This window comes from Methylorubrum subtropicum, assembly GCF_038442325.1.
Lineage (GTDB): Bacteria > Pseudomonadota > Alphaproteobacteria > Rhizobiales > Beijerinckiaceae > Methylobacterium > Methylobacterium subtropicum.
Genome location: NZ_JBBXMW010000005.1, coordinates 156,215 through 180,443, shown reverse-complemented (window position 1 = coordinate 180,443; position 24,229 = coordinate 156,215). Strand labels below are relative to the sequence as shown.

The 24,229-nt window shown below is 68.8% G+C and carries 17 protein-coding genes and 1 pseudogene; 12 read left to right on the top strand and 6 right to left on the bottom strand.

Features of this window, described 5'->3' with window-relative positions; all coding sequences use genetic code 11:
• Positions 1–3: 3 nt before the first annotated feature.
• The 5 genes from AAHG03_RS09805 to leuS form a co-directional block, all read right to left on the bottom strand.
• On the bottom strand, positions 4–834 hold the full coding sequence (locus AAHG03_RS09805; RefSeq protein WP_342150440.1) for a ParA family protein: 831 nt from the start codon (positions 832–834) through the stop codon (positions 4–6).
• Positions 831–1,466: a 16S rRNA (guanine(527)-N(7))-methyltransferase RsmG gene (gene rsmG, locus AAHG03_RS09800; protein ID WP_342150439.1), complete on the bottom strand. Its 636-nt coding sequence runs from the start codon at positions 1,464–1,466 to the stop codon at positions 831–833. The genes AAHG03_RS09805 and rsmG overlap by 4 nt, the downstream gene beginning before the upstream one ends.
• Before the next feature lie 177 nt (positions 1,467–1,643).
• Complete coding sequence (gene mnmG, locus AAHG03_RS09795) at positions 1,644–3,518, bottom strand: tRNA uridine-5-carboxymethylaminomethyl(34) synthesis enzyme MnmG (protein WP_342150438.1); 1,875 nt, start codon at positions 3,516–3,518, stop codon at positions 1,644–1,646.
• A gap of 343 nt (positions 3,519–3,861) precedes the next feature.
• Positions 3,862–5,355 carry a tRNA uridine-5-carboxymethylaminomethyl(34) synthesis GTPase MnmE gene (gene mnmE / locus AAHG03_RS09790; RefSeq protein ID WP_342150437.1) on the bottom strand — a complete coding sequence of 498 codons (1,494 nt, stop codon included), beginning with the start codon at positions 5,353–5,355 and terminating at the stop codon, positions 3,862–3,864.
• Between the two features lie 3 nt (positions 5,356–5,358).
• The gene (gene leuS, locus AAHG03_RS09785; RefSeq protein ID WP_342150436.1) at positions 5,359–7,971 is read right to left on the bottom strand and encodes a leucine--tRNA ligase; all 2,613 of its coding nucleotides are present in this window, start codon (positions 7,969–7,971) and stop codon (positions 5,359–5,361) included.
• 145 nt (positions 7,972–8,116) lie between these two features.
• Between leuS and AAHG03_RS09780 the strand changes: the two genes are divergently transcribed.
• A complete protein-coding gene (locus tag AAHG03_RS09780) occupies positions 8,117–8,836 on the top strand; it encodes a YggS family pyridoxal phosphate-dependent enzyme (protein WP_342150435.1) in 720 nt (239 codons plus the stop codon).
• Positions 8,837–8,843: 7 nt separating this feature from the next.
• Here the strand turns inward: AAHG03_RS09780 and aroB are convergent, their stop codons facing one another.
• Positions 8,844–10,568 (bottom strand): 3-dehydroquinate synthase, encoded by a 1,725-nt coding sequence (gene aroB, locus AAHG03_RS09775; RefSeq protein WP_342150434.1) that lies wholly within the window; start codon positions 10,566–10,568, stop codon positions 8,844–8,846.
• Between the two features lie 256 nt (positions 10,569–10,824).
• Here aroB and AAHG03_RS09770 point away from each other — a divergent pair, with 256 nt between their 5' ends.
• From AAHG03_RS09770 to AAHG03_RS09720, 11 genes and pseudogenes are all read left to right on the top strand, one after another.
• Positions 10,825–11,556 carry a TetR family transcriptional regulator gene (locus AAHG03_RS09770; protein ID WP_342150433.1) on the top strand — a complete coding sequence of 244 codons (732 nt, stop codon included), beginning with the start codon at positions 10,825–10,827 and terminating at the stop codon, positions 11,554–11,556.
• 334 nt (positions 11,557–11,890) lie between these two features.
• Positions 11,891–12,853 (top strand): malate dehydrogenase, encoded by a 963-nt coding sequence (mdh, locus tag AAHG03_RS09765; RefSeq protein ID WP_342150432.1) that lies wholly within the window; start codon positions 11,891–11,893, stop codon positions 12,851–12,853.
• 41 nt (positions 12,854–12,894) lie between these two features.
• Positions 12,895–14,151 (top strand): annotated as a pseudogene (gene sucC, locus AAHG03_RS09760) (ADP-forming succinate--CoA ligase subunit beta); the annotation flags it as partial.
• A 266-nt stretch (positions 14,152–14,417) separates the two neighbouring features.
• Positions 14,418–15,302 (top strand): succinate--CoA ligase subunit alpha, encoded by an 885-nt coding sequence (gene sucD, locus AAHG03_RS09755; RefSeq protein WP_342150431.1) that lies wholly within the window; start codon positions 14,418–14,420, stop codon positions 15,300–15,302.
• Positions 15,303–15,519: 217 nt separating this feature from the next.
• A complete protein-coding gene (locus tag AAHG03_RS09750; protein ID WP_342150430.1) occupies positions 15,520–18,504 on the top strand; it encodes a 2-oxoglutarate dehydrogenase E1 component in 2,985 nt (994 codons plus the stop codon).
• A gap of 14 nt (positions 18,505–18,518) precedes the next feature.
• Positions 18,519–18,821 (top strand): YciI family protein, encoded by a 303-nt coding sequence (locus AAHG03_RS09745; protein WP_342150429.1) that lies wholly within the window; start codon positions 18,519–18,521, stop codon positions 18,819–18,821.
• A 56-nt stretch (positions 18,822–18,877) separates the two neighbouring features.
• Positions 18,878–20,197 (top strand): 2-oxoglutarate dehydrogenase complex dihydrolipoyllysine-residue succinyltransferase, encoded by a 1,320-nt coding sequence (gene odhB / locus AAHG03_RS09740; RefSeq protein WP_342150428.1) that lies wholly within the window; start codon positions 18,878–18,880, stop codon positions 20,195–20,197.
• Positions 20,198–20,258: 61 nt separating this feature from the next.
• Positions 20,259–20,510, top strand: a complete 252-nt coding sequence (locus AAHG03_RS09735; RefSeq protein WP_342150427.1) for a DUF4160 domain-containing protein — start codon at positions 20,259–20,261, stop codon at positions 20,508–20,510.
• A complete protein-coding gene (locus tag AAHG03_RS09730) occupies positions 20,507–20,806 on the top strand; it encodes a DUF2442 domain-containing protein (RefSeq protein ID WP_342150426.1) in 300 nt (99 codons plus the stop codon). Before AAHG03_RS09735 ends, AAHG03_RS09730 begins: the two co-directional genes overlap by 4 nt.
• A gap of 118 nt (positions 20,807–20,924) precedes the next feature.
• Complete coding sequence (lpdA, locus tag AAHG03_RS09725; protein ID WP_342150425.1) at positions 20,925–22,325, top strand: dihydrolipoyl dehydrogenase; 1,401 nt, start codon at positions 20,925–20,927, stop codon at positions 22,323–22,325.
• A gap of 269 nt (positions 22,326–22,594) precedes the next feature.
• On the top strand, positions 22,595–24,220 hold the full coding sequence (locus tag AAHG03_RS09720) for a hybrid sensor histidine kinase/response regulator (RefSeq protein ID WP_342150424.1): 1,626 nt from the start codon (positions 22,595–22,597) through the stop codon (positions 24,218–24,220).
• Positions 24,221–24,229: the final 9 nt, after the last annotated feature.

The window sequence follows — 24,229 nt, the reverse complement described above, 5'->3', positions numbered from 1 at the left end:
CGGCTACGCGGCGGCGGCGGGCGGCGGGGCCCGGCCCTCACGCTGGATGACTTCCGAGGCGAGGCGCAGATAGGCCTGCGAGCCCGCGCATTTCAGGTCGTAGAGCAGCACCGGCTTGCCGTGCGAGGGCGCCTCGGAGACCCGCACGTTGCGCGGGATCATGGTCTCGTAGACCTTATCGCCGAGGAAGCCGCGCACGTCCGCCACCACCTGGGCCGAGAGGTTGTTGCGCGGATCGTACATGGTCAGCACCACGCCCTGGATCTGCAGCTTCGGGTTCAAGGCGCCGCGCACCTGCTCGACGGTACGGAGCAGCTGGCTGAGGCCTTCGAGCGCGAAGAACTCGCATTGCAGCGGCACCAGCACCGCGTCGGCGGCGGCGAGCGCGTTGATCGTCAACAGGTTGAGCGAGGGCGGGCAGTCGATCAGCACGTAGGTGATCGGCTCGGCACCGGGCGCCTCGGTGAGGTCGCGCAGGACGTTGCGCAGGCGGTGCGCCCGGTCGGGGGCGTTGGCCAGTTCCAGCTCCAGGCCGAGCAGGTCCATGGTCGAGGGCGCCACCGACAGGCGCGGCACGGCGGTCGGGGTCACGGCCTGGGAGAGCGGGGCCTCGCCCGCCATGACGTCGTAGGTCGAGACCGGGCGGCGGCGTCGGTCGATGCCGAGCCCGGTCGAGGCGTTGCCCTGCGGATCGAGATCGATCACCAGCACCTGCTCGCCGATGGCGGCCAGCGCCGTGCCGAGATTGATCGCCGTGGTGGTCTTGCCGACGCCGCCCTTCTGATTGGCGAGCGCCAGCACCCTGAGGGGCTTGGAACGAGGAGAATCGGTCATGGATCCACGCGGGAAAGCGACGTGACGCGCACGATCCGTGCCTGCGAGTCGGTGCGGCTCGGAATCAGGTCGCGGGCGAATGTCCACTCTCTGTCCGCCTCGGTCAATTCCGCGGCTGCATCACGGCCCTTCGGAAACAGCCCGGTGGTGCCTGTTTTCAACAGTGGCTCGGTCCAGGCGAGAAGTTGATTGAGCGGGGCGAGCGCGCGGGCGCAGACGATGTCGGCGCCGGTGAGGCTACTGACCACGGATTCGATGCGGGCGTTGTGGACCGTCACCGGCGCGCCGGTCAGACGCGCGGTCTCGGTGAGGAAGGCGCATTTGCGCGCATTGCTCTCGATAAGATGGATTTTCAGCCCCGATCGTACTCGACCGGATATCGCGAGAATCAGCCCCGGAATGCCCGCGCCGGAGCCGAGATCGACCCAGGTCTTGGCCTCGGGGGCGAGCGCGAGAAGCTGGAGCGCGTCGGCGACGTGGCGGTGCCAGACTTCCCCGAGAGTGGCCGGGCCGACGAGGTTCTTCACGTTCTGCCAGCGGGCAAGCTGCTCGACATAGATGTCGAGGAGGCCGGCTGTTTCACGTGAAACATCGTGCTCGGCGAGCACGCGGGCGCGCTGGTCGCTACTCATGCGAAGCCCCTGCAACGACAGCGCGCCCCACCCTCACCCTCATCCTGAGGTGCCGCGAAGCGGCCTCGAAGGAGGGCTCCAGAATGCGCTGCGACCCCTGGAGCCCTCCTTCGAGGCCTCCGCTTCGCTGTGGCACCTCAGGATGAGGGAGTGGGGTGGAGAAAGGTTGCAAGGCTTTCACGCCGTCGCCTGCGCCCGCCCGCGCCGGGCGTGCGCCGCCAGCAGCGTCAGCGCCGCGGGCGTCACGCCCTCGATGCGGGCGGCCTGTCCCAGCGTGGTCGGGCGCACGCCGTCGAGCTTGATCCGCATCTCGTTCGAGAGGCCGGCGATGGCGGCGTAGTCGAGGGAGGCCGGCAGGCGCACCGCCTCGTCGCGGCGGAAGGCGGCGATGTCGGCCTGCTGGCGGTCGAGATAGACCGCGTAGGTGGCGTCCGTCCGCAGCCGCTCGGCGATCCGCGGCGGCACTTCGGCGAGGTCCGGCCAGACCGCGGCGAGGCGGTCCCAGCCGATCTCGGGGTAGGACAGGATCTGGAAGGCCGAGCGGCGCAGGCCGTCGCGGTTGAGCGCGAGGCCGTGGGCGGCGGCCTCGTTCGGCGTGAGGCTCAGGGCGTCGAGCCGGGCGCGGGCGCGGGCCAGCACGTCCTGCCCGGCGGCGAAGTGGGCGGCGCGGACCGAGCCGACGCAACCGAGCGCCGCGCCGCGGGGCGTCAGCCGCTCGTCGGCGTTGTCGACGCGCAAGCTGAGCCGGTATTCCGAGCGCGAGGTGAACATGCGGTAAGGCTCGCTCACCCCGTGGGTGACGAGGTCATCGATCATCACGCCGAGATAGGATTCGGCCCGGTCGAACACGGCTAGCTCCGAGCCGCCCGCGAGCCGTGCCGCGTTGAGGCCGGCGACCAGCCCCTGCCCCGCCGCCTCCTCGTAGCCGGTGGTGCCGTTGATCTGGCCGGCCAAAAAAAGGCCGGGCAGGCGCCGGGTCTGGAGCGTGGCGTCGAGTTCGCGCGGATCGACGTAATCGTATTCGATGGCGTAGCCTGGCCGGACGATGCGGGTGCGCGCCAGGCCGGGGATGGCGGCGATGATCGCGGCCTGCACGTCCTCGGGGAGCGCGGTCGAGATGCCGTTCGGGTAGACGGTCGGATCGTCCAGCCCCTCGGGCTCCAGAAAGATCTGGTGGCCCTCGCGATCACCGAAGCGCACCACCTTGTCCTCGATCGACGGGCAGTAGCGCGGGCCCCGGCTGCTGATGCCGCCGGAATACATCGGCGAGCGGTGCAGGTTTTTCCGGATCAGATCGTGGACGGCCTGGGTCGTGCGGGTGATGCCGCAGGCGATCTGGGGCGTGGTGATGCGCTCGGTCAGGGTCGAGAACGGCACCGGGTCCGCGTCGGCCTGCTGCATCTCCAGCGCGGCCCAATCGATGGTGCGCCCGTCGAGGCGCGGCGGCGTGCCGGTCTTGAGGCGGCCGAGGCGAAAGCCGTGGCGGTCGAGGGTGTGAGCGAGGCCGATCGCCGGCCCCTCCCCCACACGGCCGGCTGGCACCTGCCGCTCGCCGATATGGATCAGCCCGCGTAGGAACGTCCCGGTGGTGAGCACCACGGCCCCGGCCGAGAGGCAACGGCCATCAGCCAGCACCGCGCCCGCGACACGCTTCCCCGCTACGATCAGGTCATCGACCTCACCCTCGACCACGCTCAGCCCGGCGGTCTCGGCGATGGCAGCCTGCATGGCGCGGGCGTAGAGGGCACGGTCGGCCTGGGTGCGGGGGCCGCGCACGGCCGGACCCTTGCGGCGGTTGAGCAGGCGGAACTGGATGCCGGCGGCATCGGCGACGCGGCCCATCAGCCCGTCCAGCGCATCGACCTCGCGCACGAGATGGCCCTTGCCGAGCCCGCCGATGGCCGGATTGCACGACATCGCCCCGATGGTCGCGGCGCGATGGGTCACCAGCGCCGTGCGCGCGCCGACGCGCGCAGCCGCGGCGGCGGCCTCGACGCCGGCATGGCCACCGCCGACGACGATGACGTCGTAGCTCGTTTCAGAAGGGTGCATGGAGGGTGACTTACGCGCGGGCGCGCGGGGCGGTCAACGCGATTCGGGTTTTTGGGGTTTTGGCAGGTGGAGGGGACGGCGTGGTGCCTCTGCCCTGCACCACCGGACTCGTCCCCGCTCTGCCGACCCATGCCACCCGCGCCGTCATCGCGAGGCGGAGCCGAAGCGATCCAGAGCGCGACGCTTTTGGAAGGGCAAGACCACGCCGAAGCGGCGGTTGGTGTGATCCTTCCGGATGGTGCGGAGCACTGGATTGCTTCGGCTTCGCCTCGCAATGACGGGGTAGATTTGCGGAAGCGGCGCGGACGCTATCGGTAAGCCGGCAAATCAAAACCTAAAGAAATCATTTGCCGATACAGAAGCCGGCAAACAGTCGGTCCAGCATCTCTTCGACGCCGACATGGCCGCCGACTTCGCCGAGGGCCCGGACGGCGAGGCGGAGGTCTTCCGCTGTGAGTTCAGGTAGGTGATCGGGGGGGGCGGCGGCCACGCGGTCGAGATGGGCGACCGCGCGGGTGAGGGCGTCGCGGTGGCGCTCGCGGGTGACGAGGGCGTCGCCGCCGAGGGAGGCTTCGGCCTGGCGCTGGATCGCGTCGAGCAGGGCGTCCAGGCCGGCACCAGTATGGGCGGAGATCCGCAGGGCGTCAGATGCCGCACCGGGAGACCGGACGGGACGCTCTCCTCCCTCTTGCAGGGAGGAGGGAGGAGGTGGGGGTGGTGCAGAAGGCACCATAACGCTCGATCCTGAACCACCCCCACCCCTACCCCTCCCCGCAAGGGGGAGGGGAACCGGTGCTCGATCCGGGTCGGTCTGCGCCACAGCGTTCGGCGCCAAGTCCGACTTGGTGCGAACCCACAAAGTGGCCGGTCCGCCATCCCTGTCCGGCTCGGGGGCATCGATGGGCAGAAGGCGCAGCACGAGGTCCGCCGTCTCGATGCGGCGGCGGGTGCGAGCGACGCCCTCGGCTTCGATGGGGTCGATGGCGTCGCGCAGGCCGGCGGTGTCGATCAGCACCACGGGCAGGCCGCCGAGATCGCAGCGGACCTCGATGGCGTCGCGGGTGGTGCCGGGGATGTCGGAGACGATGGCGGCGTCGCGCCCGGCGAGCGCGTTGAGCAGGGTCGATTTGCCGGAATTCGGCGGGCCGGCCAGCACCACGCAAAACCCCTCGCGCAGGCGCTCGCCGCGGCGTCCGTCCGCCAGGATTTTTCGGATTTCCTTTGAAAGAGAAGCGGCGCGGCCGGTCAGCGCCGCGTCGAGGCCGGTGTCGTCCACGTCGCCCTCGTCGGCGAAATCGAGGGCGGCTTCCGCCGAGGCCAGCAGATCGATGGCGGTGTCGCGCCACGCCGCGACCTGCCTCCCGAGGGCGCCGTCGAGCTGGCGCAGGGCCTGGAGGCGCTGGGCCTCGGTCTCGGCGTCGATCAGGTCGGCGATGCCCTCGGCCTCGGTGAGATCGAGGCGGCCGTTGAGGAAGGCGCGGCGGGTGAAGGCGCCGGCCTCCGCGGGGCGGCAGCCGGGCAGGGCGCCGAGTGCCCGCAGCACCGCCGCCCGCACCGCCGTGCCGCCGTGCAGGTGCAACTCGGCCATGTCCTCGCCGGTAGCGGTGCCGGGGCCGGGGAGCCACGCGACGAGGGCCTGATCGAGCAGGGTGCCGGAGGCGGGATCGCGCAGGCGCCGCAGGGACAACCGGCGCGGCTCGGGGCGCCGGCCCGCCAGCGCGTCGAGGGCCGGACCAGCCGCCGGGCCGCAGATCCGCACCACGCTCACCGCCGCGCGGCCGAAGCCGGTGGCGGGGGCGAAGATGGTCTCGGACCGCTCCAACGGGGCAAGGGGCATCGGTTAGACCACGAGGTTCACGATCCGCCCCGGCACCACGATCACCTTCTTCGGGGAACGGCCTTCCAGCACCTTCTGCACGGCGTCCAGCGCCAGCGTCGCGGCCTCGACCGCAGCCTTGGCGGCGTCGCGCGGCACCGTCACGTCGGCGCGCTTCTTGCCGTTGATCTGAACGGGGAGGGTGATCTCGTCCTCGACCAAGAGCGCCGCATCCGCCTCCGGCCACGGGGCCTCGGCGACGAGGCCCTGGCCGCCCAGCACCTGCCAGGATTCCTCGGCGAGGTGGGGCATCATCGGGGCGATGAGCTGCACGAGGATGCGGGCCGCCTCCCCGGCCGCGGCGGACGAGGCGCCGGCGCGCAGGGCTTCGTCGAGGGCGTTGGCCAGCGTGTAGATGTGGGCGACGCAGCGGTTGAAGCGCAGGCGCTCGACATCCTCGCCGACCGCGGCGAGCGCCTTGTGGGCGGCCTTGCGGACGGCGGTGTCGGCGGCGCCGCCGGACCCGCAGGCAGAGGCCGCGCCGTGGACGAGGCGCCAGACCCGCTGCACGAAGCGGGCGGCGCCCTGCACGCCCTCTTCCGTCCAGATCACGTCGCGCTCAGGGGGCGAGTCGGAGAGCATGAACCAGCGGGCGGTGTCGGCGCCGTAGCTGGCGATGATGTCGTCGGGATCGACGACGTTCTTCTTCGACTTCGACATTTTTTCCGTCGGGCCGATCTCGATGGCCGCGCCGGTTTTCACGTGAAACGCTTTGCGCTGTCCGGCCTCGGTCTCGAAGCGGATGTCGGTGGGCGGCACCCAGGCCCCGGCCGGGTCCTTATAGGTCTCGTGGACCACCATGCCCTGCGTGAACAGGCCGGCGAACGGCTCCGCGATCCCGGACCAACCGGTCGCCTGCATCGCCCGCATGAAGAAGCGCGAGTAGAGCAGGTGCAGGATCGCGTGCTCGACGCCGCCGATATACTGATCGACCGCGAGCCAGTGATCGACGATTCCGCGGTCGGTCGGGGCGTCCGCGAGCCAGGGCGCGGTGAAGCGGGCGTAGTACCACGACGAGTCGACGAAGGTGTCCATCGTGTCGGTCTCGCGCCGGGCTGCCGCGCCGCAGCGGGGGCAGGGGACGTTGCGCCACGCATGGTCGCGCTCCAGCGGGTTGCCCGGCTGGTCGAACGACACCTCGTCGGGCAGCTTCACCGGTAGGTCGGCCACCGGCACCGGGACGGGGCCGCAGGACTCGCAGTGGATAATCGGGATCGGGCAGCCCCAGTAGCGCTGGCGCGACACGCCCCAGTCGCGCAAGCGGAACTGCACCTTTCGGCGGGCGACGGGGGCGCCGGCCAGCGTCTCGGCTTCGAGGCGGTCGGCGACAGTGCGGAAGGCGTCGTCGGTGCTCATCCCGTCGAGGAAGCGCGAATTGATCATCCGTCCGTCGCTGTCATAGGCGGTGTCGGTGATGACGAAGCCCGCAGGGTCCTGCCCCTCGGGGCAGACCACCGGCGTGTTGCCGAGGCCGTACTTGTTGGAAAAGTCGAGGTCGCGCTGGTCGTGGGCCGGGCAACCGAACACGGCGCCGGTGCCGTATTCCATCAGCACGAAGTTCGCGACGTAGACCGGCAGCTCCCAGGACGGGTCGAGGGGGTGGCTCACGGTGAGGCCCGTATCGAAACCGAGCTTTTCCGCGGTGTCGATCGCCTCCTGGGCGGTGCCGATGCGGCGGCATTCCTCCGCGAATTTTTGGAGACCGTCCGGGTCCGGGCCGGTCTCGGCCAGCGCCTTGGCCAGCGGGTGATCGACCGAGATCGCCAAAAACTGCGCGCCGAACAGGGTGTCGGGGCGGGTGGTGTAGACCGTCAGCTCCTCGGTGCCGGCAAACGGCGAGGCCAGCGCGAAGCGCACCTCCAGACCCTCCGAGCGGCCGATCCAGTTCTTCTGCATCAGCCGGACCTTTTCCGGCCAGCGCTCCAGCCCATCGAGGGCGTCGCTGAGGTCCTGGGCGAAGTCGGTGATCTTGAAGAACCACTGGGTCAGCTCGCGCTGCTCGACGAGCGCGCCCGAGCGCCAGCCGCGCCCGTCGATGACCTGCTCGTTGGCGAGCACGGTGTGATCGACCGGATCCCAGTTCACCTTCGCGGTGCGGCGCGTGACCAGCCCCTTGTCGAGGAAGTCGAGGAACATGCGCTGCTGGTGCTTGTAGTAGTCGGGATCGCAGGTCGCGATCTCGCGGCTCCAGTCGAGCGACAGGCCCATGCTCTGGAGCTGGCCGCGCATGGTGGCGATGTTGGCGTAGGTCCAGTCGCGCGGGTTGACCTTCCGCTCCATGGCGGCGTTCTCGGCGGGCAGGCCGAAGGCGTCCCAGCCCATCGGGTGCAGCACGTTGTGGCCCTTGGCGCGCTTATAGCGGGCCACGACGTCGCCCATGGCGTAGTTGCGCACGTGGCCGATATGGATGCGCCCCGACGGGTAGGGGAACATCTCCAGCACGTAGTATTTCGGGCGCGGGTCGTCGTTCTTCGTCTCGAACAGCCGCGCCTCGTCCCAGGCCCGCTGCCAGCGCGGCTCGGCGTCCTTGGCGTTGTAGCGCTCGAGGCTCGGGGCGGGGTGTGCGGTGTCGGTCATGCAGGGCGCCAGGATCAGCCGGGGAGGGCGGGGCAGTGGGGCCGCCGCCGCGTGGCCCGGCACGTAGCATATCCGGGCTGCCGCGGGTCAACGAAAGGGGAGGGTCTGTCTTGAACTCCGGCCGTCTCCGCCCCAGGACACCAGCATGAGCGAACACCCGACATCTCTCGACACGATGCCCCCGGTCGGCGAGGCCGACGTCGCTGCAGGGCTCGCTGAAGTGCAGGCCGGCATCCGCCGCGCCGCCGAGGACAGCGAGCGCGATCCGACAAGCGTCCATCTCATCGCCATTTCGAAGACCGTGCCGGCGGACGGCATCCTGCCGGCCCTGGAGGCGGGGCAGCGGCTGTTCGGCGAGAACTACGTGCAGGAATCGGTCGCCAAGTGGCCGGCGCTGAAGGAGCGGTTCCCCGAGACCGAGCTGCACTTCGTCGGCCCGCTGCAATCGAACAAGGCGCGCGAGGCGGTGGCGCTGTTCGACGTGATCCACTCCCTCGACCGGCTCTCGCTCGCAGCGGCCTTGGCGAAGGAGATCGACCGGGTGGGTCGGGCGCCGAAGCTGCTGATCCAGGTCAACACCGGCGACGAGGCGCAGAAGGCCGGTGTCGCGCCGGATCAGGTCGAGACGCTGCTCGCCGAGTGCCGCGAGACGCATGGGCTCGCGATCCACGGGCTGATGTGCATCCCGCCGGCCGAGGACCCGCCCTCGCCGCACTTCGCCCTGCTGGCCCGGATCGCGCGGGAGCACGGGCTGCCGATCCTGTCGATGGGGATGAGCGCGGATTACGCGGCGGCGATCCAGATGGGCGCGACGCATGTGCGCGTCGGGACCGCGATCTTCGGGAGACGGCTGAAGCGGACCTGACGGTGGCCTACCCCCGCAGCTCGTCCTCGAGAAACGCCCGCACCTCGCCGCCATCGATATCCGGCGCGATGAAGCTCTGGCCGATGCCGCGGGCGAGGATGAAGGTGAGGCGGCCGTCGCGGACCTTCTTGTCCTGGGCCATGGCGTCGAGGAGGGCGTCCGGGTCGCCCGCGCCGCCCGGCACCTGCTGCAGGCGGGTCGGCAGGCCGGCGAGCGCGAGGTGATTGGCGACGCGGCCCGCGTCCTGGCCGGGGCAGAGGCCGAGGCGCGCCGAGAAGCGGAAGGCGAGCGCGAGCCCGATGGCGACGCCCTCGCCGTGAACGAGGCGGGCGGAGTCGTAGGCCGTCAGCCGCTCTAGGGCGTGGCCGAAGGTGTGGCCGAGGTTGAGCAGGGCGCGCTCGCCGTCCTCGCGCTCGTCGCGCACCACCACGCCGGCCTTGGCGCGGCAGCAGCGGGCGACCGCCTCGTCGCGCTCCGGGCCGCCGGAGAAGATGCCGGACCAGTTGGCCTCGCACCATTCGAAGAAGTCGGCATCGCCGATCAGGCCGTACTTCGCCACCTCGGCATAGCCCGCGCGCATCTCGCGTTCGGAGAGCGTGTCGAGGGTGGCGGTGTCGGCGAGCACGAGGCGCGGCTGGTGGAACGCGCCGATCAGGTTCTTTCCGAGCGGGGAGTTGATGCCGGTCTTGCCGCCGACGGAGGAATCAACCTGCGCGAGCAGCGTGGTGGGCGCCTGGATGAAGCGGACACCGCGCCGCAGGCTTGCCGCGGCGAAGCCCGCGAGGTCGCCGACCACGCCGCCGCCCAGCGCCACCACGAGATCGCCGCGCTCGATTTTCTGGGCAAGCAGGCCGTCGCAGACGCGAGCAAATTCGGAATAGCTCTTCGAACTCTCGCCCGGCGGCACCGTGATGAGGCCGCAGCGCAGGCCCGCCGCCTCCAGGCTCGCCTTCACCCGCTCGCCGTAGAGCCCGGCCACGGTCGCGTCGGTGACGATGCCGGCGGCACGCGCGCCGAGGTCGCGCGCCTCGATGCCGATCTCGTCGAGCAGGCCGCGGCCGATGCGGATGTCGTAGTCGCGGCCCTGGTTGAGCAGAACGTTGACACGCAGGGGTTGTGACATGGCGGGGCTCGATCGGGGAGCGGACGGGTTCATCTGGAGGTCGAGGGCCTCCATCACGTCCTGCACCACCCGGTCGTGCGACACGTCGCGGGAGAGCACCGTGAGGTCGGCCCCGGCATAGATCGGATGGCGCACCTCCATCAGGGCGCGCATCGTCGCCTCGGGGTCTTCGGTCTGGAGGAGGGGGCGAGTGTTGCGCTTGCGCACGCGGCGCATCAGCACTTCGAGGTCGGCCTTGAGCCAGACCGAGATGCCGCCTTCCGCGATCCGGGCGCGGGTGGCCTCGCGCATGAACGCGCCGCCGCCGGTGGCGAGCACCATCGGCCCCTCGCGCAGCAGGCGGGCGATCACCCGCTCTTCCCCTTCGCGAAAACTCGCCTCGCCGTAGATCGCGAAGATATCCGCGATGGTGAGCTTGGCCGCGGCCTCGATCTCGTGGTCGGCGTCCTTGAACATCAGGCCGAGGCGCGAGGCGAGGCGGCGCCCGACCGTGCTCTTGCCCGCGCCCATCAGGCCGACGAGCACGATCGACCGGGCCCCGAGGCCACGGCGCAGGCGCGCTTCGATCGGTTCGCCGGGCGGGAAGGCCGACGTCTCGGGGACGGTCATCGGGCGGTCATAGACGGTTTTGTCGGGGCGGCGAAGCCGTTCCGGTACAGTGCCGCACCGGCCGCCGGAAGCCCCGCGGAGAGGCCCGTCGCAGCTTTTGCGCGAAAACAGCGCAGTCTTCGCACCGATTCCTGATCAGAACGGGCTTGCCAAGCGCGGCGCGGACGGGAAGGGTCTCGCGTGCGTGGGACGGCACCGCTCTCGACCGGCTTCGGTCGAGTGCCCCCACGCTTGTCGCTTTCGTGCCCGGGACATCATGCTGCCGTTCGGAAACGTTTCCCTCCCCTTCAGCCTGAACGACAGCGACAACGAGACGGTCCCCACCGGACCCGATCCACGGGGCAGCCAGCCGCGTTCCGCCCGCCTCAGCGGCCCGGCCGCCCGCGCCCGCCCGACCTCGCTCTCGACCGATGCGCGGCTTCTGGCCATCGCCAGCGAGCATCTCGCCCGGCTCGGCCCCAAGCGCGTCACGGTGGTGGCGGTGGCGGCCGAAGCCGGCATGACCCACGCCAACGTCTATCGCTACTTCCCCTCGAAGGACGCGCTGCTCGACGCGGTGGCCGGGCGCTGGTTGCGCGAGTTGGAGACCGAACTCGCCGACATCGCCGACGCGCCGGACCCGGCCGACGACAAGATCGAGCGCTTCCTCGGCGCGCTCGCCACCGCGCAGAGCGAGATGCTGGTGCGCGAGCCGCATCTCTTCGCGGTCCATCTCGATGCCGCGGTGGCGGCGCGTCCGATCGCCCGGCGCCACCGGGTGCGGTTGCGGGCGCTGGTGGAGCGGATCGTCGAGGAGGGGATCGGCACCGGCGTGTTCGCCGCCCGCGACCGCGAGCGGGCCATCGCGGTGATCTTCGACGCGAGCTACCGCTTCACCCATCCGGTGGCGATCCAGCACGATTCGGACGTGCCACGCGATCTGCTCGACGCGCGCCTCGGCGCGGTGATCCAGTCGATCCAGCGGGCGCTGCGCACCGGCACTTTTTGAGGCAGGACGCTGCGCTGCGAAGCAGGCCGCCCGCCTCGACTGACAGACACGGTTTTGTGTCACCGACGCCTTGCCGGCTGCCCTTCGGCCCGCCGCAGTTCGGCAAGTGATTGAGAAATATCGGTTTCCCTGTTCCGTGGCGACGCCCGCCGCTTTTGCCGGGCTGGCCCGTCCCCTGCTTACCTGACCCTTGGTCGGGTTGAAGGCCTGTGGCTTTTCGGCCAAACACCGGCCGCATCAGCGTTGATCGGCAAAGGTTCGGCTGCACCGCAGCATCACGGGATGACCGGGCGCAACCGAACCGTCACGAATTTCGACCGGAGGCGAACCCATCATGGCACGCAGCAAGATCGCCCTCATCGGCGCCGGACAGATCGGCGGCACGCTCGCTCAGCTCGCGGGCCTGAAGGAACTGGGCGACGTCGTGCTGTTCGACATCGTCGACGGCGTGCCCCAGGGCAAGGCGCTCGACATCGCCGAATCCGCCCCCGTCGACGGCTTCGACGCCAAGTATTCCGGCGCCAGCGACTATTCGGCCATCGCCGGGGCCGAGGTGGTGATCGTCACCGCGGGCGTGCCGCGCAAGCCCGGCATGAGCCGCGACGACCTCATCGGCATCAACCTCAAGGTCATGGAAGCCGTCGGCACCGGCATCAAGGAGCACGCGCCCGACGCCTTCGTCATCTGCATCACCAACCCGCTCGACGCGATGGTGTGGGCGCTGCAGAAGTTTTCCGGATTGCCCACCAACAAGGTCGTCGGCATGGCCGGCGTGCTCGATTCCGCCCGCTTCCGCCACTTCCTCGCCGAGGAGTTCAAGGTCTCGGTCGAGGACGTGACCGCCTTCGTGCTCGGCGGCCACGGCGACGACATGGTGCCGCTCACCCGCTACTCGACGGTGGCCGGCGTGCCGCTGACCGATCTGGTCAAGCTCGGCTGGACCACCCAGGAGAAGCTCGACGCCATGGTGGAGCGGACTCGCAAGGGCGGCGGCGAGATCGTCAACCTGCTCAAGACCGGCTCGGCCTTCTACGCCCCGGCGGCGTCGGCCATCGCCATGGCCGAGAGCTACCTGCGCGACAAGAAGCGCGTGCTGCCCTGCGCCGCCTACCTCTCGGGCGAGTACGGCGTGGACGGCCTCTATGTCGGCGTGCCGGTGGTGATCGGCGAGAGCGGCGTCGAGCGCGTCCTCGAAGTCACCTTCAACGACGATGAGAAGGTGATGTTCGAGAAGTCGGTCGGCGCCGTGAAGGGCCTGATTGCCGCCTGCCAGGGCATCAACGAGAAGCTCGCGTAAGACGGGCGAAGAGCGAAGGGTGAGCGGCGCGTAAAAGGCCCGTCCGGGCCGTCGCCGCTCGCTCAAGGCTACTCGATGCTCGCTACTCGCTCCGGGAGGGAACGATGAACATCCACGAATACCAAGCCAAGGCGGTCCTCAAGGAGTTCGGCCTGCCCGTCTCCCGCGGCGTGGCGATCTTCAAGCCGGAGGAGGCGGCGGCCGCCGCCGACGAACTCGGCGGCCCGGTCTGGGTGGTGAAGAGCCAGATCCATGCGGGCGGGCGCGGCAAGGGCACCTTCAAGGGCGCGCCCGAGGGCGCCAAGGGCGGCGTGCGCGTCACCAAGTCCAAGGACGAGGTGGTGCAGTTCGCCCGCGAGATGCTGGGCGAGACCCTGGTGACAATCCAGACGGGCCCGGCCGGCAAGCAGGTCAACCGCCTCTACATCGAGGAAGGCGCCTCCATCGCTGCCGAGTTCTACCTGTCGATGCTGGTGGATCGCGAGACCGGACAGGTCGCCTTCGTGGTCTCGACCGAGGGCGGCATGGACATCGAGCAGGTCGCCCACGACACGCCCGAAAAAATCGTGACCTTCTCGGTCGATCCGGCCACCGGCATCATGCCTCATCACGGCCGCGCCGTCGCCAAGGCACTGGGCCTTTCGGGTCCGCAGGCCAAGGAAGCGGGCGATCTCGCCACCAAGCTCTACACGGCGTTCGTCGCCAAGGACATGAGCATGCTGGAGATCAACCCGCTGGTGCTCACCGGCGACGGCCATCTCAAGTGCCTCGACGCCAAGATTTCGTTCGACTCGAACGCCCTCTACCGGCACGCGGACATCGTCGCGCTGCGCGACGAGACCGAGGAGGACGCGAAAGAGATCGAGGCCTCCAAGTACGACCTCGCCTACATCGCGCTCGACGGCACCATCGGCTGCATGGTCAACGGCGCGGGGCTCGCCATGGCGACGCTCGACATCATCAAGCTCTACGGCGAGGAGCCGGCCAACTTCCTCGACGTCGGCGGCGGCGCCTCGGAAGAGAAGGTGACGGCGGCGTTCAAGATCATCACCGCCGACCCGCAGGTGAAGGGCATCCTCGTCAACATCTTCGGCGGGATCATGAAGTGCGACGTCATCGCCCGCGGCGTGATCGCGGCGGTGAAGGCGGTCGGCCTCGAAGTCCCGCTGGTGGTGCGCCTGGAGGGCACCAACGTCGAGGAAGGCAAGGCGATCATCCGGGGCTCGGGCCTCAACGTGATCCCGGCGGACGATCTCGACGACGCGGCGCAGAAGATCGTGGCGGCGGTTCGGAAGTGAACAAATGGACGGCCGTAGCGCTCGTGATCGCACTTGGTCCTGGTGCACTGTTCGCTGGCATTTGGATGATTGCGCAGTCGTGGTCTGCCCGTAACATAGTATATCGTGGGGACAATCCAGAACTGCGAAAGGCCCACGTAAATGTACAATACTGGGCGCAAGTAGGGTTGTGGGTTGGCCCCTGCATGATCATAAGCGGTCTCATCGTCATCTACTTCGTTCTGGCCATAACGACGGCCCGGCACTAACCCGCGCGAAGGAAATCCATGTCCATCCTCATCGACGCGTCCACAAAAGTCATCTGCCAGGGCTTCACCGGCAAGAACGGCACCTTCCACTCCGAGCAGGCCATCGCCTACGGCACCAAGATGGTCGGCGGCACCTCGCCGGGTAAGGGCGGCTCGACGCATCTCGGCCTGCCGGTGTTCGACACCGTCGCCGAGGCCCGCGAGGCCACCGGCGCCGACGCCTCCGTCGTCTACGTGCCGCCGCCGGGTGCCGCGGACGCGATCTGCGAGGCGATCGCGGCGGAAATCCCGCTGATCGTCTGCATCACCGAGGGCATTCCGGTGCTCGACATGGTGCGGGTGAAGCGTGCGCTGGAGGGCTCGAAGTCGCGGCTCATCGGCCCGAACTGCCCCGGCGTCGTCACCGCGGGCGAGTCGAAGATCGGCATCATGCCGGCCAACATCTTCAAGCCGGGCAATGTCGGCATCGTCTCGCGCTCCGGCACGCTGACCTACGAGGCGGTGTTCCAGACCACGATGGAGGGCCTCGGCCAGACCACCGCGGTCGGCATCGGCGGCGATCCGGTGAAGGGCACCGAGTTCATCTCGATGCTCGAACTGTTCCTCGCCGACGAGAAGACCCAGTCGATCGTGATGATCGGCGAGATCGGCGGCTCGGCCGAGGAAGAGGCGGCGCAGTTCCTGGCGGACGAGGCCAAGCGCGGGCGCAAGAAGCCGATGGTCGGCTTCATCGCCGGCCGCACGGCGCCTCCGGGCCGCCGCATGGGGCATGCCGGCGCCATCATCTCCGGCGGCAAGGGCGGCGCCGAGGACAAGATCGCGGCGATGGAGGCCGCGGGCATCCGCGTCTCGCCCTCGCCGGCCCGGCTCGGCCGCACCCTCGTCGAAGTGCTGAAGGGTTGATCGGGTCTGTAACCCGGGGCCGCGCGGCTGTGTTGCACCGCACGCAAACGCGCGCCACCCATATGAGAGACATCGCCGGGGCGCATCCGTGCCCCGGCCCCCTCCGGAGGCGCGACGCGGGGCTCTAGCCCTCGCGACGGATGGCGCGCCGGACGGACTTGGATCGCGGCCGCCTGCGCCGAGGCGCGGGCCGCCCGAGCGCACAGGACAGGCAGCCATGGCACGCCAGGACGCGAACGAAGCGCTTCTCGAAACCTCCTTCCTCTACGGCGCCAACGCCGCGTGGATCGAGGAGCTTCAGGCGGCCTATGCCCGCGACCCGAACTCGGTCGATCCGCAGTGGCAGAAATTCTTCGCCGAACTCGGCGAGGACGACGCGCTGGTGAAGAAGAACGCCGAGGGCGCCTCCTGGCAGAAGCCCAACTGGCCGGTTCCGCTCAACGGCGAGATCGTCTCGGCGCTCGACGGCAATTGGAGCGCCCTCGAAAAGGCGGTCGGCGAGAAGATCCAGGCGCGGGCCGGCAAGCCCGGCGATTCCGCCAAGGGCGCCGCGATCGTGGCCGCGACCGGCGTCTCGGTCGAGCAGGCGACCAAGGATTCCGTGCGCGCGATCATGCTGATCCGCGCCTACCGCATGCGCGGCCATCTCCACGCCAAGCTCGATCCGCTCGGGCTCGCGCCCCGCGGCGACCACGAGGAACTGCACCCGCAGCATTACGGCTTCCAGGAGAGCGACTGGGACCGCAAGATCTTCCTCGACAACGTGCTCGGCATGGAGTTCTCGACGATCCGCGAGATCGTCGCGATCCTGGAGCGCACCTACTGCCAGACGCTCGGCGTCGAGTTCATGCACATCTCCGACCCCGAGGAGAAGGCGTGGATTCAGGAGCGCATCGAGGGCAAGGACAAGGAAATTTCCTTTACGCCCGAGGGGCGTAGAGCCATTTTGAACAAGCTGATCGAGGCCGAGGGCTTCGAGAAGTTTCTGGACCTCAAATACACCGGCACCAAGCGCTTCGGCCTCGACGGCGGCGAGGCGATGGTCCCGGCGATGGAGCAGATCATCAAGCGCGGCGGCGCGCTCGGCGTCGAGGAGATCGTGCTCGGCATGGCCCATCGCGGCCGGCTGAACGTGCTCACCAACGTGATGGCCAAGCCCTTCCGCGCGGTGTTCCATGAGTTCAAGGGCGGCTCGTCCTCACCCGCCGAGGTCGAAGGCTCGGGCGACGTGAAGTACCATCTCGGCGCCTCGTCCGACCGCACCTTCGACGACAACAACGTCCACCTCTCGCTCACCGCCAACCCGTCCCATCTCGAGATCGTCGATCCGGTGGTGCTGGGGAAGGTGCGGGCGAAGCAGGACCAGAAAGCCAAGCCCAACGTCGAGCGCCGCAAGGTGCTGCCGCTGCTGATCCACGGCGACGCGGCCTTCGCTGGCCAGGGCGTGGTGGCCGAGTGCTTCGGGCTGTCGGGCCTGAAGGGCCACCGCACCGGCGGCTCGATCCACTTCATCATCAACAACCAGATCGGCTTCACCACCGACCCGCGGTTCTCGCGCTCCTCGCCCTATCCGTCCGACGTCGCCAAGATGGTCGAGGCGCCGATCTTCCACTGCAACGGCGACGATCCGGAGGCGGTCACCTTCGCCGCGAAGGTCGCGACGGAGTATCGGCAAAAATTCGGCAAGCCGGTCGTGATCGACATGCTGTGCTACCGCCGCTTCGGCCACAACGAGGGCGACGAGCCGGCCTTCACCCAGCCGAAGATGTACCAGCACATCCGCAAGCACCCGACCGCGCTGGAGACCTACGGCAAGAAGCTCGTCGCCCAGGGCGACCTCACCCAGGAGCAGCTCGACGCCCGCAAGGCCGAGTTCCGCGAGATGCTGGAGGGCGAACTCGACGGCGCGGGCGGCTACAAGGCCAACAAGGCCGACTGGCTCGACGGGCGCTGGTCCGGCTTCCAGGCGGTGCGCGAGGACGTGGACGATCCCCGCCGCGGTCGCACCGGCGTGCCCGCCGAGACCCTGCGCGACATCGCCAAGCGCCTCACCACGCCCCCGCCCGGCTTCCACCTGCACCGCACGATCCAGCGCTTCTTCGACAACCGCGCCAAGGCGGTCGAGACCGGCGTCGGCATCGATTGGGCGACGGCCGAGGCGCTCGCCTTCGGCACGCTCTTGACCGAAGGCCACCGCGTGCGCCTGTCCGGCCAGGACGTGGAGCGCGGCACCTTCTCGCAGCGCCACGCCGTGGTGATCGATCAGGAGAACGAGCAGCGCTACACGCCGCTCAACTCCGTCAAGGAAGGCCAAGCGATCCTGGAGGTCATCAACTCGATGCTCTCCGAGGAGGCGGTGCTCGGCTTCGAGTACGGCTACTCGCTCGCCGAACCCAACGCCCTGGTGCTGTGGGAGGCGCAGTTCGGCGACTTCGCCAACGGCGCGCAGGTCGTGATCGACCAGTTCATCTCGTCGGGTGAGCGCAAGTGGCTGCGCATGTCCGGCCTCGTGCTGCTGCTGCCGCACGGCTACGAGGGCCAGGGGCCGGAGCACTCCTCCGCCCGTCTGGAGCGCTATCTGCAGATGTGCGCCGAGGACAACATGCAGGTCGCCAACTGCTCGACGCCGTCGAACTACTTCCACATCCTGCGCCGCCAGCTGAAGCGCGACTTCCGCAAGCCCCTGGTGCTGATGACCCCGAAGTCGCTGCTGCGCCACAAGCGGGCGGTGTCGAAGATCGAGGACATCGCGGAAGGCTCGACCTTCCACCGCATCCTGTGGGACGACGCCGAGCACGACGAGTCGGGCGTCAAGCTGGTGCGCGACGACAAGATCCGCCGCGTCGTGCTGTGCTCGGGCAAGGTCTATTACGACCTCTACGACGAGCGCGAGAAGCGCGGCGTCAACGACGTCTACCTGATGCGCGTCGAGCAGCTCTACCCGTTCCCGCTCAAGGCGCTCGCCAACGAGATGACCCGGTTCCGCAACGCCGAGGTGGTGTGGTGCCAGGAAGAGCCCAAGAACATGGGCGCCTGGACCTTCGTCGATCCCTATCTCGACTGGGTGCTGGGGCAGGCGGGCTCGGCCTCGAAGCGGGCACGCTATGTCGGCCGCCCGGCCTCGGCCTCGACCGCGGTCGGCCTGATGTCGAAGCACCTCGCCCAGCTCCAGGCCTTCCTCAACGAGGCGCTGGCGAGCTGACGGGCCCTCCCGCGATGCCCTACTTCCTCCTCCGCCTGACCCCGCCGCGTCCGAGCTTCCCGTTCGACGCGACGGAGACCGAGAAGGCGCTGTTCTCCGAGCACGCGGCCTACTGGATCGCGCAGGCCGGGGAGGGGAGGGCGATCGCGGTGGGCCCGGTGTTCGAGCCCGGCAACACCTGGGGTCTGGCCCTCGTCGAGGCCGCGGACGAGGCTGCGGCCGAAGCCCTCGGCGCGGCCGACCCCGTCATCGGCGCGCAGGCCGGCTTCGCCTACGCGCTCGCGCCCGTTCCATCCCTGATCCTGCGGCAGCCGTGAGGCCCGCCGTCACCGAATCCTGAACAGGAGGCCCCCGTAAGGGGGCGGAAGACACCATGGCAACCGACATCCTCGTCCCGACGCTCGGCGAATCCGTGAGCGAGGCCACGATCGGCCGCTGGTTCAAGAAGCCCGGCGACACGGTGGCCGCCGACGAGCCCTTGGTGGAGTTGGAGACCGACAAGGTCACGCTGGAGGTCAACGCCCCGGCGGCGGGCGAACTCGGCGAAATCCTGGTGAAGGACGGCGAGACGGTGGAGCCCGGCGCGGTGCTGGGTTCGATCGTCGAGGGCGGCAAGGGTGCTGGTAAGGCGGAAAAGGCTGCGCCGAAGAGCGCCGAGCCGGCCGAGACCAAGGCCGAGTCCCGCACGGAGAAGGGTGAGGCCCAGCCCGCCAAGGCCGAGAAGCCAGCGCAAGAATCGTCGGCCTCCTACGGCAGCCACGGCGACGCCCCGCCCGCCGCCGCCGGTCGCGGCGCCGACGAGAGCGGCCCGGCGGTCGCCAAGCTCGCCCGCGAATCCGGCGTCGATCCGGCCTCGCTGAACGGCAGCGGCAAGGACGGCCGCGCCACCAAGGGCGACATGCTCGCCGCCATCGCCAAAGGCGGCGACAAGGCGCCGGCTCAGGAGACGAAGGCCCCGCCGCCCCCGCGCGCCCCGTCCGCCCCGGACGACGCCGCCCGCGAGGAGCGGGTGCGGATGACCAAGCTCCGCCAGACCATCGCCAAGCGCCTCAAGTCCGCCCAGGACACGGCCGCGATGCTGACCACGTTCAACGACGTGGACATGGGCGCCGTGATGGCGCTCCGCTCGCAGTACAAGGACGTGTTCGAGAAGAAGCACGGGACGAAGCTCGGCTTCATGGGCTTCTTCACCAAGGCGGTGATCGGCGCGCTCAAGGACGTGCCGGCGGTCAACGCCGAGATCGACGGGCAGGACCTCGTCTACAAGAACTACTACCACATCGGCATCGCCGTCGGCACCGACAAGGGCCTCGTCGTCCCCGTGGTGCGCGATGCCGACGACCTGTCGATCGCCGGCATCGAGAAGAAGATCGCGGGCTTCGGCAAGAAGGCGCGCGAGGGCAAGCTTTCCATCGAGGAGATGCAGGGCGGCACCTTCACGATCACCAACGGCGGCATCTACGGCTCGCTGATGTCGACCCCGATCCTCAACGCGCCGCAATCCGGCATCCTCGGCATGCACCGCATCGAGGAGCGGCCGGTGGTGCGAGGCGGCAAGATCGAGGCGCGGCCGATGATGTATCTGGCGCTCTCCTACGACCACCGCATCGTCGACGGGAAGGAGGCCGTGACCTTCCTCGTGCGGGTCAAGGAAGCCCTGGAGGACCCGGCGCGGATCGTGCTCGACCTCTGAGGCGTTCGGATCATGCGCACGGCCGGCATGACTGCACTCTCCTGCGAAAGCCGTTGAGGCCATGCCGGTCGTTGCGATCATCGATGGGATCGCGATCTGGTTCTACAACGACGATCATGTGCCGCCGCACTTTCATGCGAAATATGCCGAGCATGAAGCGTTGATCGACATAAAAACCCTGAAGATCATCGTGGGGTCGTTGCCGAGGTCGCAGTACCGTAAAGTCGTGGATTGGGCGACGCCTCGCAAGGCCGCGCTGATGCTGGCATGGGTCACGGCACAGTCCGACATCAATCCAGGGAAGATTCCATGAAGCGCCTTCCACGGATCACGGCAGCCGAATACGTCATTCAGGGCGTGCTTAAGATCGTCTGGGACGATGGGTACGAGGGCATCGTGGACCTGCGCCCGACGATCGATCGCGGCAAGATCTTCACGTATCTGCAGAAGTCGGAGAACTTTCGGAAATTCTCCATCGACGAGTATGGGCACTCGATTGGCTGGGTCGGCGATGGCGGCGAGGAAATCGACTTCGACTCCTACAATCTGCGCATGAAATCCGAGAATCAGGCCAAGCTTCAGAAGCTGGTCGCCAACATGCACGCTTAGCGCGGTGTTCGCCCCCGCCCTGTCGGGGCGCGCCGCTCAGTCTTTGCTTCAACGCGCTTTCTCCCGGTGAAACGCCATCGGCCTCGTCGGACAGCGCTCACCATCGGAACGAACCCGCATGTCCTACGATCTCGTCGTCATCGGCACCGGCCCCGGGGGCTATGTCTGCGCCATCCGGGCGGCTCAGCTCGGGCTGAAGACCGCCGTGGTGGAGAAGCGGGCGACCCATGGCGGCACCTGCCTCAATGTCGGCTGCATCCCCTCGAAAGCGCTGCTGCACGCCTCGGAGGCGTTCGAAGAGGCCAACAAGCATTTCGGTGAGCTCGGCATCGACGTCGGCACGCCGAAGCTCGATCTCAAGAAGATGCAGGCGTTCAAGCAGGGCGGCGTCGACGGCAACACCAAGGGCGTCGAGTTCCTGCTGAAGAAGAACAAGGTCGAGGCCTTCCACGGCCGCGGGCGCATCGCAGGCGCGGGCCGCGTCGAGGTGATCGCGGACGACGGCGGCACCCAGGTGCTGGAGACGAAGAACATCGTCATCGCCACCGGCTCCGACGTGACCCGGCTGCCCGGTGTCGAGATCGACGAGAAGACGGTCGTCTCCTCGACCGGCGCCCTCGAACTCGCCGAGGTGCCGAAGAAGCTGGTGGTGATCGGCGCGGGCGTGATCGGGCTCGAACTCGGCTCGGTCTGGCGCCGGCTCGGCGCCGAGGTGACGGTGATCGAGTATCTCGACCGGGTGCTGCCCGGCATGGACGGCGAGGTCGGAAAGCAGTTCCAGCGCATCCTCGCCAAGCAGGGCATGGTGTTCAAGCTCTCGACCAAGGTGACCGGCGTCGAGACCGCCAAGAAGGGCGCGACGGTGACGGTCGAGCCGGCCAAGGGCGGCGAGGCGGAGAAGATCGAGGCCGACGTGGTGCTCGTGGCCATCGGCCGCGTGCCCTACACCGAGGGACTCGGGCTGGACACGGTGGGCGTGGCCACCGACGAGAAGGGCCGCATCCGGACCGACAGCCACTACGCCACCAACGTGACCGGCATCTACGCCATCGGCGACGTGATCGCCGGGCCGATGCTCGCCCACAAGGCCGAGGACGAGGGCGTGGCGGTCGCCGAAATCCTCGCGGGCCAAGCCGGCCACGTGAATTACGGCGTGATCCCGAACGTCGTCTACACCTTCCCCGAGGTCGCCTCCGTCGGCAAGTCGGAGGAGGAACTGAAGAAGGACGGGATCGGTTACAAAGCCGGCAAATTTCCCTTCACGGCCAACGGCCGCGCCAAGGCCAACGGCACCACCGACGGCTTCGTGAAGATCCTCGCCGACGAGACCACCGACCGCGTGCTCGGCGTCCACATTGTCGGGGCGGATGCCGGCAACCTCATCGCCGAGGTCGCGGTGGCGATGGAGTTCGCAGCCTCGGCGGAAGACATCGCCCGCACCTGCCACGCCCACCCGACGCTGACGGAAGCCGTGAAGGAAGCCGCGCTCGCCGTCGACAAGCGCGCGATCCACGTCTGAATCTGACAACGATCCGGCGCCGCCCTGCCGGCGCCGGATCGTTTCGACGGGCCCCGCTCATGTTTTGTATGGTTTCATACAAAATTGTTTTCCGCCGAAATCTGTTCCGGTTCCTGGATTTCGATCAAATTTTTGTTTGTCGGTGCGTAACTTTGCATCGTTGACCGGTCGTCGAAGCCGCCGTTACCCGTGGAACGTCTTCCGGCATCGTCGGATTGAGAGGCGAAGCCCGGCCCGCCGGGTCGTGACCCCGCGGGAACTCCCACACGATGCCGACCTCGCCCGAGAAGCCGAAGACGCCCGGCCAGAACCCGTCGGTGACCGGCAGCGGCCCGTCCGGCGTCGTCGATCAGCACCATGACATCTTCTTCGCCGCCGTCGAGACGACGCGGATGCCGATGATCGTCACCGACCCGCACCAGCCGGACAACCCGATCATCTTCGCCAACCGCGCCTTCCTGCGGATGACCGGTTATTCGGTCGAGGAACTGGTCGGCTCCAATTGCCGCTTCCTGCAAGGCCCCGAGACCGACCGGGACACGGTGGCCGAGGTGCGCGAGGCGATCGCCGAGCAACGCGAGTTCTCGACCGAGATCCTGAACTACCGCAAGGACGGCTCGTCGTTCTGGAACGCACTGTTCGTCAGCCCCGTGTTCAACCGCGAGGGGGAACTTGTCTACTTCTTCGGCTCGCAGCTCGACGTCTCGCGCCGACGCGACGCCGAGGAATCGCTGTATCAGGCGCAGAAGATGGAGAGCCTCGGCCAGCTCACCGGCGGCATCGCGCACGACTTCAACAACCTGCTGCAGGTCGTCTCCGGCCATAACGAGGTGATCCTGGCCCAGCTGGAGCGGCCCGAGATTGACCCCGCGCGCCTGCGCCGGGCCGCGGAGGCGGTGCGGGCGGCGACCGACCGGGCTGCCAAGCTGACGCACCAGCTCTTGGCCTTCTCGCGCAAGCAGCGGCTGGAGGGGCGACTGCTGAACCTCAACGGCCTCGTCGAGAGCATGAGCGAGATGATCGGCAGCACGCTGGGCGAGTCGATCACGCTCAAGACCGTGCCGGCGCCCGATCTCTGGACGACGCGCATCGATCCGACCCAGGCCGAGGTCGCGCTGCTCAACGTGCTCATCAACGCCCGCGACGCGATGCCCGACGGCGGCACCGTGACGGTGCGGACCGAGAACCTGCTGATCGAGGACGAGGACGCCGCCCTCTACAAGACCGTGCCGCTCGGCGCCTACGTGGTGATCTCGGTGACCGACACCGGCACCGGCATGCCCGCCGAGATCCTGAACCGCGTGATGGAGCCGTTCTTCACCACCAAGGGCGAGGGCAAGGGCACCGGGCTCGGGCTCGCCATGGTCTACGGCTTCGCCAAGCAGTCGGGCGGTTCGGTCAAGCTCTATTCCGAGGTCGGCCACGGCACGACCGTGCGCCTGCTGTTCCCGGCCTCCGACCAGAAGGTCGAGGACGAGCGGGTGCCGAGCCAGCGCGCCGCCGACCGGCACGGCACCGAATCGGTGCTGGTCGTCGACGACCGGCCCGACGTGGCCGCGACCGCGGGCACGATCCTGGAGGATTTCGGCTACCGGGTCACGATCGCCGACGGGCCCAAGGCGGCGCTGGACATCCTCGACGGCGAGGCCCGCATCGATCTCCTGTTCACCGACCTGATCATGCCCGGCGGCATGAACGGCGTCATGCTGGCCCGCGCCGCCCGCGAGCGCCAGCCCCGGATCAAGGTGCTGCTCACCACCGGCTACGCCGAGGCCTCGCTGGAGCGCACCGACGCGGGCGGCACCGAGTTCGAGATCATCAACAAGCCCTACAAGCGCATGGAGCTGGCCCGCCGGGTGCGCCGGGTCATCGACGGGCCGACCGGCGTGGGCTAGCCCGAGGGG

Coding starts and splice junctions, on each gene's coding strand:
- AAHG03_RS09805 (WP_342150440.1), bottom strand. CDS start 834: ATGACCGATTCTCCTCGTTCCAAGCCCCTCAGGGTGCTGGCGCTCGCC.
- rsmG (WP_342150439.1), bottom strand. CDS start 1,466: ATGAGTAGCGACCAGCGCGCCCGCGTGCTCGCCGAGCACGATGTTTCA.
- mnmG (WP_342150438.1), bottom strand. CDS start 3,518: ATGCACCCTTCTGAAACGAGCTACGACGTCATCGTCGTCGGCGGTGGC.
- mnmE (WP_342150437.1), bottom strand. CDS start 5,355: ATGCCCCTTGCCCCGTTGGAGCGGTCCGAGACCATCTTCGCCCCCGCC.
- leuS (WP_342150436.1), bottom strand. CDS start 7,971: ATGACCGACACCGCACACCCCGCCCCGAGCCTCGAGCGCTACAACGCC.
- AAHG03_RS09780 (WP_342150435.1), top strand. CDS start 8,117: ATGAGCGAACACCCGACATCTCTCGACACGATGCCCCCGGTCGGCGAG.
- aroB (WP_342150434.1), bottom strand. CDS start 10,568: ATGACCGTCCCCGAGACGTCGGCCTTCCCGCCCGGCGAACCGATCGAA.
- AAHG03_RS09770 (WP_342150433.1), top strand. CDS start 10,825: ATGCTGCCGTTCGGAAACGTTTCCCTCCCCTTCAGCCTGAACGACAGC.
- mdh (WP_342150432.1), top strand. CDS start 11,891: ATGGCACGCAGCAAGATCGCCCTCATCGGCGCCGGACAGATCGGCGGC.
- sucD (WP_342150431.1), top strand. CDS start 14,418: ATGTCCATCCTCATCGACGCGTCCACAAAAGTCATCTGCCAGGGCTTC.
- AAHG03_RS09750 (WP_342150430.1), top strand. CDS start 15,520: ATGGCACGCCAGGACGCGAACGAAGCGCTTCTCGAAACCTCCTTCCTC.
- AAHG03_RS09745 (WP_342150429.1), top strand. CDS start 18,519: ATGCCCTACTTCCTCCTCCGCCTGACCCCGCCGCGTCCGAGCTTCCCG.
- odhB (WP_342150428.1), top strand. CDS start 18,878: ATGGCAACCGACATCCTCGTCCCGACGCTCGGCGAATCCGTGAGCGAG.
- AAHG03_RS09735 (WP_342150427.1), top strand. CDS start 20,259: ATGCCGGTCGTTGCGATCATCGATGGGATCGCGATCTGGTTCTACAAC.
- AAHG03_RS09730 (WP_342150426.1), top strand. CDS start 20,507: ATGAAGCGCCTTCCACGGATCACGGCAGCCGAATACGTCATTCAGGGC.
- lpdA (WP_342150425.1), top strand. CDS start 20,925: ATGTCCTACGATCTCGTCGTCATCGGCACCGGCCCCGGGGGCTATGTC.
- AAHG03_RS09720 (WP_342150424.1), top strand. CDS start 22,595: ATGCCGACCTCGCCCGAGAAGCCGAAGACGCCCGGCCAGAACCCGTCG.